Here is a 13,282-nt window from a genome sequence, read left to right on the forward strand (position 1 = left end):
ATGTACTTTTAGTAAACTATGGGCAAAAAACGTACCTCCAAATATAAAAAACATGTTGGGCAAGTTCCTGGCGCAATTGTTTATACAGGTGATAAAATATCTGAAAAACTCTTTATTGAATCTTTTGATTACAACCCAGAACAAGCTATTGAAGCCGAATTAAAAAGTGTAGAAGAAGCCTTTAAGTATAAAGCGTCAAACACCATTACTTGGATAAACCTTAACGGTCTTAATCATATTGATGAAATAGAAAAAATAGGAATACATTACGATCTTCACCCTTTAATTTTAGAAGATATTGTAAACACATCGCAACGTCCAAAAATTGACGAATACGATGATTACATTTTTATTTCGTTAAAAATGCTTTACTACAACACCAACGAAGATGTTGTTATAGAGCAAGTAAGTTTTGTTATGGGAGAAAACTACGTGCTAACTTTTCAAGAGTCGGAAGGCGATGTTTTCGACACAGTTAGAGAACGTATACGTAATGGAAAAGGTCGCATAAGAACATCCAACTCAGATTATCTATTATATGCTTTAATAGATGCCATAGTCGACCATTATTACATTGTTTCGGAAACTTTAGGAAATAAAATTGAAGATATTGAAGACGTCCTTTTTGAAGGCGAAGCTGCCGATAACATGAGCCAGCAAGTTCTTAATTTGAAAAAAGAACTCCTAAAAGTACGTCGCGCTATTTTTCCATTACGAGAAATTATTAATAGAATAGAAAAAAGCGAGACAAAGTTTATTCAGAAAAAAACCATACAGTTCTATCGCGATATTTACGATCATATTATTCAATTATCAGACACTATCGATATTTATCGCGAAATGATATGGAGTTTAATGGACCTTTACATGACCAATATTAGCAACCGCATGAATGAAGTTATGAAAGTACTAACCATAATAGCTACCATTTTTATTCCACTAACATTTATTGCGGGAATCTACGGTATGAATTTCGATAACATGCCGGAACTTCATTACAATAACGCCTATTATGTTGTTTGGGGGATTATGATTATTATATTTCTAGGAATGATATACTATTTTAGAAGAAAAAAATGGCTTTAAACTTTACGTTAAAGAAATTTTAAAACCAGCTTAACCGCTGGTTTTCTTTTTATATTTAACGCTGAAAAACACTAACTATGACAAAACTGTTACGCCTACTCACGTTAATTTTCGTTTTATCTACACTAAACATTGCGGCACAACACCCCCAAAAACCAAATGCTTCAGAAATTTATCAAGATATAAAAAAGCTTAATTTCCTTGGATCTGTCTTGTATCTAGCCGCCCATCCAGACGATGAAAATACGCGACTTATCTCCTATTTCTCAAACAATATTCATGCTAGAACCGGTTACTTATCATTAACACGAGGCGATGGCGGTCAAAACTTAATTGGCCCAGAAATACGTGAACTTTTGGGCGTTATCAGAACACAAGAATTACTTACTGCTAGAGCCATAGATGGGGGCGAACAATGTTTTACACGGGCTAACGATTTTGGTTACTCCAAGCATCCCGATGAAACTTTAGATATTTGGAATAAAAATGAGGTTTTAAGCGATGTTGTTTTAGCTATTAGACAATTTAAACCAGATGTTATCATTAATAGGTTTGACCACAGAAGTCCAGGCAGAACTCACGGCCATCATACAACCTCGGCTATGTTAAGCTTAGAAGCTTTTGATTTAGCAAATAACCCTGAAAAATACCCAAACCATTTAAAAGTCACTTCTACATGGCAACCTAAACGAGTGTTTTTTAACACCTCTTGGTGGTTTTATGGCAGTCAAGAAAAATTTGAAAAAGCAGACAAATCTGAAATGCTTTCCATTGATATAGGAACCTATTACCCTGAATTAGGCTTGAGCAACTCCGAAATCGCCTCATTAAGCCGAAGCCAACATAAATCTCAAGGATTTGGCAACACCGGAACGCGTGGTAAGCAAATGGAATATATCGAGTTAATTAAAGGCGATATGCCGTCTACTAATAATGTATTTGAAGGCATCGACACCAGTTGGAATCGTGTAAAAGGAGGAAAAACTATTGGAACTATTTTAAAACAAGTTGAAGACAACTTCGACTTTACAAATCCTTCGGCCTCTGTTCCTAAATTAATTGAAGCTTATAAACACATTCAAAATTTAGAAGATGCTCATTGGAAAGCTCTAAAAACTAAGGAAATTAAGCATATTATTGCTGCTTGTTCTGGATTGTATCTTGAAGCAGTTGCGAACACTAATTTGGCAACTGCTGGAGAAACTATCGATTTAAATATAGAAACCATTAATCGTAGTCAAAACCCTATTGAATTAGTCAGTTATAATACAGGAAATCATAACGTTTCAAAAAATATTAACTTAACAAATAACACCTCTTTTCAATTTGAAGAACAACTAAACATTCCTAAGCACCAAACGCCCACTACGCCATATTGGCTTACACAAAAAGGCAGTTTAGGCATGTATAAAGTTGATGATATTAATGTAATTGGTGATCCAGAAACACCAAGAGTTTTTAATGTTACTTTTAACTTACGTATAGAAAACACCCCTATTTCGTTTACAAAACCTGTTGTTTATAAATACAACGACCCTGTAAAAGGCGAAGTTTACAAACCGTTTGAAATTGTACCAGTAGTTTCGGCAAAAATTGATGAAAAAGTTATCATTTTTAATACGAATGAAGAAAAAGAAATTCCAGTTGTTATTAAAGCTGAAAAAGATAATTTAGAAGGTTTTGTACAAATAGCACATCCAAAAGATTGGCAAGTTTATCCCGAAAGACAAAACATTAGTTTATCACACAAAGGCGAAGAACAAACCGTAATTTTTACAGTGATTCCGCCAAAAAATCAAAGTGAAGGCTTTATTTCTCCAATGGTAAATATTGATGAAATATTTTATACTAAAGAACTCATTGAGATTGATTACAATCACATTCCTTATCAAACCGTTTTATTGCCTAGCGAAAGTAAAGTTGTACGATTAGATATTAAAAAAAATGGTAAAAACATTGCTTACATAGAAGGTGCTGGCGATGTTGTTCCAGAAAGTTTACAGCAAATTGGATACAACGTTGAAACACTCGCGCCTGAAGATATTTCTCTTGAAAACCTTTCAAGTTTCGATGCGGTTGTTATTGGTATTCGTGCATATAATACCGTTGAGGAATTAAAATTTAAACAACAAGCATTATTTAATTTTGTTAAACAAGGTGGCAATATGATTGTGCAATACAACACTAGTCACCGACTTAAAACACAACAACTAGCACCATACAAATTAGAATTGTCTCGCGATCGTGTTACCGATGAGTTTGCAAAAGTCACTTTATTAAAACCTAAACATCCGGTATTAAACTATCCAAACAACATTACTCAAAACGACTTTGAAGGCTGGACACAAGAACGCGGATTATATTTCCCTAACAAATGGGACAAACACTTTACGCCTATTTTGTCTATGCACGACAAAGGCGAATCGGCTAAAAAAGGAAGTTTATTAGTAGCGCAATACGGTAAAGGCTACTACATTTATACAGGTTTAAGTTTCTTTAGAGAGTTTCCTGCTGGTGTATCTGGTGCTTACAGATTATTTGCCAACATGTTATCGTTAGGAAAAGAAGAAAACAATACCCAACAAACCTTAAACGACTAAAAAAATGAATCAGCAACCCAAGGAAAAATGGTCTAAACTTTACACTTTGGTTTTAGTTGCAAACACCATTTATATTGTACTATTCTACCTTTTAATGCAAGCTTTTTAATATGGAACTACTCGATTGGATTGTATTAATAGGAACTCTGTTTACAATTGTTGGTTATGGCACTTGGAAAACTCGCGGAAGCAAAAACGTACAAGATTATGTACGTGGCGGTAATAGCTCGAAATGGTGGACCATTGGTTTATCTGTTATGGCAACACAAGCAAGTGCCATAACCTTTTTATCTACACCAGGACAAGCCTTTCATGACGGTATGGGGTTTGTGCAGTTTTATTTTGGTGTACCATTAGCCATGATTATTATTTGTATGGTATTTATTCCTATATACCATCGTTTAAAAGTTTACACAGCATACGAATTTTTAGAAAATAGATTCGATTTAAAAACACGAAGTTTAACCGCTATTTTATTCCTAATTCAAAGAGGGTTAGCTGCTGGAATCACCATTTATGCACCTGCTATTATTTTATCGGCTGTTTTGGGTTGGAATTTAACATACCTCAACATTATTATTGGCATCTTAGTTATCATTTATACCGTTTCCGGCGGAACCAAAGCGGTAAGTGTTACTCAAAAATATCAAATGGCCGTAATTTTTACAGGAATGTTTATCGCATTTTTTTTAATATTTAGCTACCTACCAGAAAATATTACATTCTCCAATGCTTTAGATATTGCTGGCGTAAGTGGCAAAATGGATATTTTAGATTTTTCTTTTGATTTTGAAAATCGCTATACGGTATGGAGTGGCTTAATTGGTGGTACTTTTTTAGCGCTCTCCTATTTTGGCACCGACCAAAGTCAAGTACAACGTTACCTTTCTGGAAAATCAGTCAAAGAAATGCAAATGGGCTTAATTTTTAACGGCCTATTAAAAGTCCCTATGCAATTTTTTATTCTTTTGGTTGGTGTTATGGTATTTGTTTTTTATCAATTTAACACCTCGCCTATTAATTTTAATCCATCGGCACAACAAACCATTTTAAATTCTGCCTATGCTGAAGATTACAAAACTCTTGAAAATGAGCAAACAGCTATTTTTAAAGAAAAACAAACCTTAATAACGAATTATATAACGACCAACAATAAGGCATTAACAAAAGACATTCAAGAATTAAACAAACAATCTGAAGCTAATCGTGAGGCTGCAAAAACGTTAATAGCACAAGCTGCTAAAGAAAAAATAGTAGATGTAGAAACCAACGATAAGGATTATGTGTTTATTCATTTTATATTAAATAATTTACCCCGTGGTCTTATAGGGCTTTTATTAGCGGTTATTTTAAGTGCTGCCATGTCTAGCACTGCAAGCGAACTAAATGCTTTAGCATCAACCACAGCATTAGATTTATACAAACGTAATTACGCTCAAAATAAAGATGAAAACCACTATGTAGAAGCTACTAAATGGTTTACATTAAGTTGGGGTATACTTGCCATTATTGTAGCCTGCGTGGCTTATTTAGCCGATAATTTAATTCAATTAGTGAATATTATTGGCTCCATTTTTTATGGTAATGTTCTCGGAATTTTCTTGCTCGCATTTTTCTTTAAAAAAATACGTGGAAATGCTGTTTTCACAGCTGCAATTATAACACAAATCATCGTTATAATTGGCTGGTGGTTTAATTGGATGCCCTACCTATGGCTTAATTTATTTGGCTGTGTTTTAGTAATTGCATTGGCTATATTAATTCAAACTTTAAATGGTAAAAAATGACCACTAACAAAACAATAAACTGGGGGATTATTGGGCTTGGTAAAATTGCCCACAAATTTGCTGAAGACCTAGCTACAATAAACGATGCCAACCTTTATGCAGTAGCATCGAGAAGTCAAGGTAAGGTTAACGATTTTGCTACATTATACCAAGCAGAAAAAGCATACAACTCCTACGAAGCTTTGGCTAACGATACTACTATCGATGCCGTTTACATAGCAACACCACATGTGTTTCACAAAGAGAACACTATCATGTGCTTAAAAAAAGGGATAGCTGTATTGTGCGAAAAGCCTTTTGCCATGAATCTTGAAGAGGTTTCTGAAATGATTGCCATTGCAAAAACCAATAACACCTTGCTAATGGAAGCCCTTTGGACAGCTTTTTTACCTCACTACCAACATGTTCAAAGTCTATTACGAAAACAACATTTTGGAAAGCTTTTAAAAATGGAAGCCGATTTTGGGTTTCAACCAGAATACGATGAAAATTCACGAGTTATAAAAAAAGCCCTTGGCGGAGGTAGTTTATTAGATATTGGTATCTACCCTATTTTTGCAGCCTTATCTACCTTAGGAAAACCACAAACTATCGAAGCTTCGGCTACATTTTTTGACAATGGTGCAGATGCTTCTTGTAACATTATGTTTAAATACCAAAATAATGTTATAGCTAATTTAAAAAGTACCCTTCTCGAAGAAACCGAAACGCTAGCAACTTTTTATTGCGAACAAGGCATTATTAAAATAAATAGCCGTTTTCATGAACCCTCTACAGTAACTCTACTCCCTAAAAATGGAAAAGAAGAAACTCTAGATTTTGGTTACAATACTATTGGATATAGTTTTGAAACACGTCATTTTAATCAACTTATTCGCGAAGGAAAAACGCAAAGTAATATTATGTCTTTTAAATTTAGCAAAACATTAATTTCGACTTTAGATTCCGTTAGACAAACAATCAATTTAAATTATTAGAAAATAAAAAAGCGCACCTATTTGATGCGCGTTTTTATTATTTAGCCTATTGCTTTTCTACTACATGGCTCCCCATGCCTTTAAAGAATCGGTATTCATTTTTACATAATCGGCATTTCCTGCTTCTTGAGCACCTTCTAAAGATTTCTTTGCAGCCTTTATTGCACCTTTCTTATCGTCTGCTTCAGCATAAATTAAGGCCTGTTTTCTGTATTGCCAAAATTGTGGTTTATCTACCATAGATATAGCCTTGTCTATCCATTTTTTCGCTTGTTTTATATCTTTACCTTCTTCTAAGTAATAAACAGCTGCAGCATAATAATCGTTTGCACCAGGACCATCCATAACACGATTAATAGCCGATGTTACTTTAGCTTCTGTTGGTACAGAAAACGGTACGGCTGCGTAGGTTTTTTCCCAAATAAATTCTAATGCCGCCCCATTATTGGTTATCTGATTAATATCTATAGTGTAAGTTTCTACATTAAATGGAACGTCGTGTGTTTCTACAGTCGTTTTTGCCGCTACTTTACTATCGTCCCAATCTTTTGGTGCTCCCCAATTATTAGTATCGTTATAAAAATACACTTCCCAAGAACCTTTCATGGGTTTAACAAAAATAGCATAAGATCCAGCTTTAAGTGTTTGGTCGCCTATAGTTACATTGTCGCTAAAGGTTACCATAGTATTTTTATTTGCACCTGCTCGCCATAACTTTCCGTATGGCACTAAGTCGCCAAAAATGGTTCGTCCTCTAACTCCTGGACGCGAATATTCTAATGTCACATCTGTTAAACCAACCTTTTGCTCCAACTTACTAGCTGGACTTGGCTGTGGTGTTTCAATTTGTGCTTTGGCATTAATTGTAAATGCAACTAAAGCAACAAGTAGTAATAATTTTTTCATTGTAGTTAGTATTAATATGTTTTTTAAATTTATTAGGTTAAAATTACAAATTAAGTGACCTTTTAATTGTTAATGAATCCTTAAATAAAAGCAAAAGATTATATTTTTGTCTAACTTTTATTTATTTTTGTTGAACATTATATTTTTAACTTTTATATGAGAACAATCATTCCAATACTAACTTTTATGGTACTTTTTAATTGTAAAACCAAAGCTCAAGAACCTAAAACATCTATTTACGATATTGAGATTAATAGTCTTTCTGGGGATCCGGTGGATTTATCTGATTTTAAAGGCAAACACATATTGTTTGTTAATACGGCTTCTAAATGTGGTTTTACACCGCAGTACGAAGATTTACAAAAACTTCACGAAACCTATCAAGATAAACTTGTTGTTATTGGATTACCTTGCAATCAATTTGGAAGTCAGGAACCGGGTTCGGCAACTCAAATCCAAAATTTCTGTCAATCTAATTATGGTGTTGACTTTTTAATGACTGAAAAAATAGATGTAAAAGGTGAAAATCAACATGAACTTTATAAATGGCTAACAAATAAAGATCTTAATGGCACAAAAAACTCATCGGTTAAATGGAATTTTCAAAAATATCTTATTGATGAAAACGGTCATTTTGTTGATGTATATTACTCAATGACAAAGCCCTTAAGCAAGAAGATTACCAAACATTTAGAATAATGAAAACGGCCAAATTAATCATACTATTTTTAGTTATCAATTTTGGCTGTTTGGCCTTGGGTAGTTGGTTAATGGATAATGGCCCGCAATCGCAATGGTACCTTAATTTAAACAAAGCGCCTTGGACACCCCCAGGATGGGTTTTTGGGGTAGCTTGGAGTACTATTATGATATGTTTCTCCGTGTATTTGGCGTATTTATTTAAAGATTTTCAATCACAGTTTGTAAAAATACTGTTTAGTATACAAATTATTTTAAATGTTAGTTGGAACTATGTTTTTTTTAATCAACATTTAGTTTTTTTAGGGCTCGTTATTATAAGTTTACTTACGCTAGTAATAGGATATTTTTACATAAAATACCAACTAGATTATATGAAACGCATGCGGTATTTACTACTCCCCTATTTAATTTGGTTATTACTAGCTACATCTTTAAACACATATATTTTTATAAATAATTAAATGAAGGTATATACGTTACATACCACTCAGAAATTACCTATTTCTGTTGAAGAAGCTTGGACTTTTCTATCCAATCCAGCAAACCTAAAAACCATTACACCAGATTATATGAGTTTTGATATTTTGTCTGGAGCCGACAGAGCAATGTTTCCTGGACAAATCATTCAATATATAGTAACACCGGTTTTTGGTATTAAAACAAAATGGGTTACCGAAATCACTCATGTTAAAGACAACACCTATTTTGTAGACGAACAACGTTTTGGGCCTTATGCCTTATGGCATCATAAACATTTTATAAAACCTATTAATGGTGGTATTGAAATGGAAGATATTGTTCACTATAAACTTCCTTTTGGGGTTCTAGGACAACTTTTTCATCCTGTATTGGTAAAACCAAAACTAAACGAAATATTCAATTATAGGCAAAAAAAGCTCATTGACTTATTTGGTGAATTTAAATGATGGAACAACATTTTAAAATACATAAGCCTTACGGGTATTTAAGTCAGTTTGTTAATAATCAAAATAAACGTCGTAACAAAAAGCTCTTGGGCGAACTTGGTGAGTTTCCCGAAAACACTATGGCCATTGGTAGACTTGACGAAACTTCTGAAGGTTTATTACTATTAACAACTTGTGGTAAAACAAGTCATTACATAAACAGCTCCAAAGTTGAAAAAGAATATCTGGCACAAGTTGATGGTGTAATTACAGAAAACGCTTTAAATCAACTTAAAACTGGTGTTACCATTAGTATTAACGGAAAACCATATCAAACAAAACCTTGCCAAGTAACTACCAATATTAATCCAAATCATTTCCCTATAGAAAAGCGCCATGTTCGCGACTCTCGTCATGGCCCTACTTCTTGGGTAAGCATTACACTTACCGAAGGAAAATTTAGACAAGTACGTAAAATGACAGCCAAAGTAGGCTTTCCAACCTTGCGTTTGGTTCGCGTTCGTATAGGAAATATTCATTTAGATTTAAACCCAGGAAAACACAAACCTTTACAAGAAAACGAATTACCTAATGAGTAAAACCATAAACATATTTTGGTTTCGTCGTGATTTACGATGGGAAGACAATGTTGGCCTATTTCATGCTTTAAACAACGGTTTACCTGTCCTACCAATATTTATTTTCGATACCGAAATCTTGGACAAACTACCTAAAGACGATGCGCGCGTAACGTTCATATTCAATACTTTACAGCAAATGCGTAGTTATATTGAAGGTAAACATAATAGTGGTTTGGCGCTTTTCAAAGGAAAGCCTATTGATGTTTTTAAAAAACTGACGGCAAATTATACCATTAACACCGTATTTACCAACCACGATTACGAACCTTATGCTAAAAAACGTGACAAGAATATTGAAACGTTCTTAAAAGATAAGAATATCGCTTTCAAAACTTACAAAGACCAAGTAATTTTTGAAAAAAATGAGGTAGTAAAAAACGATGGTAATCCTTATGTGGTGTATACACCTTATATGAAAACCTGGAAAGCCAATTTTAAAACCATTCAATTAAAAACCTATAATACAAAGCCGCTTCTAAAACATGTAATCAAAGAAAACCATTTACCAAACATCAGTTTAAACGACCTAGGTTTTACAATCTCTAATCAAACTATAAAACCATATACTGTGTCGCCAGAGCTTATTCAAAACTACGAAGCTACCCGCAATTTTCCATCAAAAGATGCTACATCTCACTTAGGACCACATTTACGTTTTGGAACAGTAAGTATTCGAGAAATAGTGAAAAAAGCCATTGCCGAAAACAATGAAATCTTTTGGCAAGAACTTATCTGGCGTGAGTTTTTTATGCAGATTTTGTGGCACTTTCCACATACGAAAACCAAAAGCTTTAAACCAAAATACGATCGTATTGAGTGGCGCAATAACGAAACCGAGTTTAAAGCTTGGTGCGATGGCAAAACAGGATACCCTTTGGTAGATGCTGGAATGCGAGAGCTTAACAAAACAGGCTATATGCACAATCGCGTTAGAATGTTAGTAGGTAGTTTTCTATGCAAACATTTACTAATTGATTGGCGTTGGGGCGAAGCTTATTTTGCCGAAAAACTTCACGATTATGAAATGGCTAGTAATATTGGTAACTGGCAATGGGTAGCTGGGTCTGGTGTTGATGCTGCTCCTTATTTTAGAATTTTCAATCCCACGACGCAAATTAAAAAATTTGATAAAGACCATAAATACATCAAAAAGTGGGTGCCCGAATATCAGGAACTAACCTACCCTAAACCCATTGTAGATCATAAAGAAGCACGTGAACGTTGCTTAGCAACTTATAAAAATGCTTTAAACTAAAAAAACGCCTGAAAATACAGACGTTTTTAATTATTTATGATAATATAAATTGTTTAATCTAAGCGTTCAATTTTGGCACCTATGGCTTGTAAACGTTCAACTATATGCTCGTATCCACGATCAATTTGTTCTATATTATGTATGGTAGATGTTCCTTTAGCTGATAAAGCCGCAATTAACAATGAAATACCCGCACGAATATCTGGCGAGGTCATTGTAGTGGCTTTTAGTTGCGATTTAAAATCGTGACCAATTACAGTGGCACGATGCGGATCGCATAAAATAATTTTTGCACCCATATCGATTAATTTATCGACAAAGAACAAACGGCTTTCAAACATTTTTTGGTGCACTAAAACACTTCCTCTCGCTTGTGTAGCTGTAACCAAAATAATACTCAATAAATCTGGTGTAAATCCTGGCCATGGTGCATCGGAAACCGTTAAAATAGAACCATCTATATAGCTTTGTATTTCGTAACCATCGGTATGTGCTGGAATGTGAATATCATCACCGTGCTTTTCAACTGAAATACCTAGTTTTCTAAAGACATTAGGAATTTGTCCTAAATCATCCCAACTTACATTTTTAATAGTCAGCTCACTTTTAGTCATGGCTGCCAAGCCAATCCAACTTCCTATTTCAATCATATCTGGCAACATGGTATGTTCGGTTCCGCCTAATGCATCAACGCCTTCAATGGTTAGTAAATTAGAGCCTATTCCTGAAATTTTGGCGCCCATTCTGTTGAGCATCTTACACAATTGCTGCAGATAAGGTTCGCAAGCAGCATTGTAAATGGTTGTTGTGCCTTCGGCCAAAACTGCTGCCATAACTATATTTGCTGTTCCCGTTACCGAAGCTTCATCAAGCAGCATATAGGTTCCAGTAAGTTTGTCGGCTTCTACACCGTAAAAATACTCTTCTCTGTTGTATCGAAATTTAGCACCTAGGTTTATAAAACCTTCAAAGTGAGTATCTAATCTACGACGACCAATCTTGTCGCCTCCAGGTTTAGGGATATAACCTTTTCCAAATCGTGCTAATAACGGTCCTACAATCATAATCGATCCGCGAAGACCGCGACCGTCTTGTTTAAATTCTGCCGATTCTAAATATTTTAAGTTAATAGCGTCTGCTTGAAAAGAATAAGACGATGTTGAGAGTTTTTCAACTTTTACGCCAAGCTTCCCTAAAAGAGTAATTAATTTATTAACATCAACAATGTCTGGAATATTCTTGATAGTTACTTTTTCTGGAGTAAGAAGCACCGCACAAAGAATTTGTAATGCTTCGTTTTTGGCGCCTTGGGGTTGGATACTTCCTTTTAATTGATGGCCGCCTTCAATTTTAAAAATTCCCATTTTGGTAGTTTAGTAGCGTTTACGGTTTCTATTCTTTTTTCCTTTCTTGTTACTATGATGACGTTGTTTTTTGCCACGCATTAAACTTGAGGCATCTGTTAAATCTTCATCAGACGTTTTTAAGTTTATTTTCCCGTCAGATAATTCATACAAATGCTGAAAAATCACAGCATCGTCTACAGTATCTTTATTCCAATTTAAGAAACATTTCTTCATGTGGTTTGCAATGGTGTAAGCCAAGGCTTCTTTTTTATCGCCTTCTTCCCAAGTACATGCTACATCTATCATGGTTTTTATATTGTTCCCATAAAACCTGTATTTAGGGTGATTTTGTGGGTAACGTAATGGCTCTGGACGTTCTTGAAGTTTATCTTTAGAAGGTTTTTCGAATGGAGAGTCAACATCTAATTCAAAATTAGACATGATAAATAACTGATCCCAAAGTTTATGTTGGAAATCTGTTACATCTCTTAAATGGGGTTGTAAATTCCCCATAACATCGATAATTGATTTTGCTACTTTATTTCTTTCGTCTCTATTTTCAACGGTTTTGGCATGGTTTACCATTTTTTGAATATGCCTTCCGTATTCTGGAATAATCAAATGTTCTCTTTCTGAGTTATATTCTAAATTGTCTATCAAAATGTGTTACGGATTAAAATTGTCTTGAAGTCATTTTCCTTAAGCGCAAAATACAAAAAATAATTATAGGCTAATAACACCTTCTACTTTTTCTCCAACTTCTATATATTTTTCTACAACATGCTCTGGATTACGCATTAATAAGTTAATAGACACACTGGTATATTTACCGTTTTTAGATTCGGCTGTTTTAATAACGGCGCCCATATTGTTAAATATAGCTTCTATTTCGGCTATTTTATGCGTATCGGATTTTACTATAAATTTATATAGATATTCTGCTGGCCATGAATTGTTTTCGTAAAGTTGCGACTTTAGTTTTTCGTAAAATTCTTCTGTTTTTTTATTTAATTCCATAGTCTTCGTAAGTATTTAGCAAAGATACACTTTAGTTTCTATTTTTTATTTCCCTTTTAA

At 34.1% G+C, this 13,282-nt stretch carries 13 protein-coding genes; 9 read left to right on the forward strand and 4 right to left on the reverse strand.

The genetic code is table 11. The features are described from left to right. The first annotated feature begins 18 nt into the window (after positions 1–18). From corA to EJA19_RS05230, 4 genes are all read left to right on the forward strand, one after another. Positions 19–1,086, forward strand: coding sequence for a magnesium/cobalt transporter CorA (corA, locus tag EJA19_RS05215; protein WP_125467298.1), 1,068 nt, complete (start codon positions 19–21; stop codon positions 1,084–1,086). Between the two features lie 77 nt (positions 1,087–1,163). Next, positions 1,164–3,686 carry a PIG-L family deacetylase gene (locus EJA19_RS05220; protein ID WP_125467299.1) on the forward strand — a complete coding sequence of 841 codons (2,523 nt, stop codon included), beginning with the start codon at positions 1,164–1,166 and terminating at the stop codon, positions 3,684–3,686. A 110-nt stretch (positions 3,687–3,796) separates the two neighbouring features. Beyond that, positions 3,797–5,473, forward strand: coding sequence for a sodium:solute symporter (locus EJA19_RS05225; RefSeq protein WP_125467300.1), 1,677 nt, complete (start codon positions 3,797–3,799; stop codon positions 5,471–5,473). Further along, entirely contained in the window at positions 5,470–6,450 is a 981-nt protein-coding gene (locus EJA19_RS05230) for a Gfo/Idh/MocA family protein (RefSeq protein WP_125467301.1), read from the forward strand. Before EJA19_RS05225 ends, EJA19_RS05230 begins: the two co-directional genes overlap by 4 nt. 60 nt (positions 6,451–6,510) lie before the next feature. Here EJA19_RS05230 and EJA19_RS05235 read toward each other — a convergent pair whose 3' ends face one another. Continuing rightward, positions 6,511–7,356: a DUF2911 domain-containing protein gene (locus EJA19_RS05235; protein ID WP_125467302.1), complete on the reverse strand. Its 846-nt coding sequence runs from the start codon at positions 7,354–7,356 to the stop codon at positions 6,511–6,513. A 186-nt stretch (positions 7,357–7,542) separates the two neighbouring features. Between EJA19_RS05235 and EJA19_RS05240 the strand changes: the two genes are divergently transcribed. From EJA19_RS05240 to EJA19_RS05260, 5 genes are read left to right on the forward strand one after another with little or no spacing between them, the layout of a single operon-like run. Continuing rightward, entirely contained in the window at positions 7,543–8,055 is a 513-nt protein-coding gene (locus EJA19_RS05240; RefSeq protein ID WP_125467665.1) for a glutathione peroxidase, read from the forward strand. Then, a complete protein-coding gene (locus EJA19_RS05245) occupies positions 8,055–8,519 on the forward strand; it encodes a TspO/MBR family protein (RefSeq protein ID WP_036122694.1) in 465 nt (154 codons plus the stop codon). The genes EJA19_RS05240 and EJA19_RS05245 overlap by 1 nt, the downstream gene beginning before the upstream one ends. Next, a complete protein-coding gene (locus tag EJA19_RS05250; protein WP_036122691.1) occupies positions 8,520–8,984 on the forward strand; it encodes an SRPBCC family protein in 465 nt (154 codons plus the stop codon). After that, a complete protein-coding gene (locus EJA19_RS05255; RefSeq protein WP_125467303.1) occupies positions 8,981–9,562 on the forward strand; it encodes a pseudouridine synthase in 582 nt (193 codons plus the stop codon). The genes EJA19_RS05250 and EJA19_RS05255 overlap by 4 nt, the downstream gene beginning before the upstream one ends. Further along, positions 9,555–10,859, forward strand: a complete 1,305-nt coding sequence (locus EJA19_RS05260; RefSeq protein ID WP_125467304.1) for a cryptochrome/photolyase family protein — start codon at positions 9,555–9,557, stop codon at positions 10,857–10,859. Before EJA19_RS05255 ends, EJA19_RS05260 begins: the two co-directional genes overlap by 8 nt. 53 nt (positions 10,860–10,912) lie before the next feature. Here EJA19_RS05260 and murA read toward each other — a convergent pair whose 3' ends face one another. From murA to EJA19_RS05275, 3 genes are all read right to left on the reverse strand, one after another. Then, positions 10,913–12,223: a UDP-N-acetylglucosamine 1-carboxyvinyltransferase gene (gene murA / locus EJA19_RS05265; protein WP_125467305.1), complete on the reverse strand. Its 1,311-nt coding sequence runs from the start codon at positions 12,221–12,223 to the stop codon at positions 10,913–10,915. Positions 12,224–12,232: 9 nt separating this feature from the next. Further along, entirely contained in the window at positions 12,233–12,865 is a 633-nt protein-coding gene (locus EJA19_RS05270) for a DUF4290 domain-containing protein (protein ID WP_125467306.1), read from the reverse strand. Positions 12,866–12,928: 63 nt separating this feature from the next. Then, on the reverse strand, positions 12,929–13,222 hold the full coding sequence (locus tag EJA19_RS05275) for a DUF493 family protein (RefSeq protein ID WP_125467307.1): 294 nt from the start codon (positions 13,220–13,222) through the stop codon (positions 12,929–12,931). Positions 13,223–13,282: the final 60 nt, after the last annotated feature.

The organism is Mangrovimonas spongiae, from assembly GCF_003944795.1.
Taxonomy (GTDB): domain Bacteria; phylum Bacteroidota; class Bacteroidia; order Flavobacteriales; family Flavobacteriaceae; genus Mangrovimonas; species Mangrovimonas spongiae.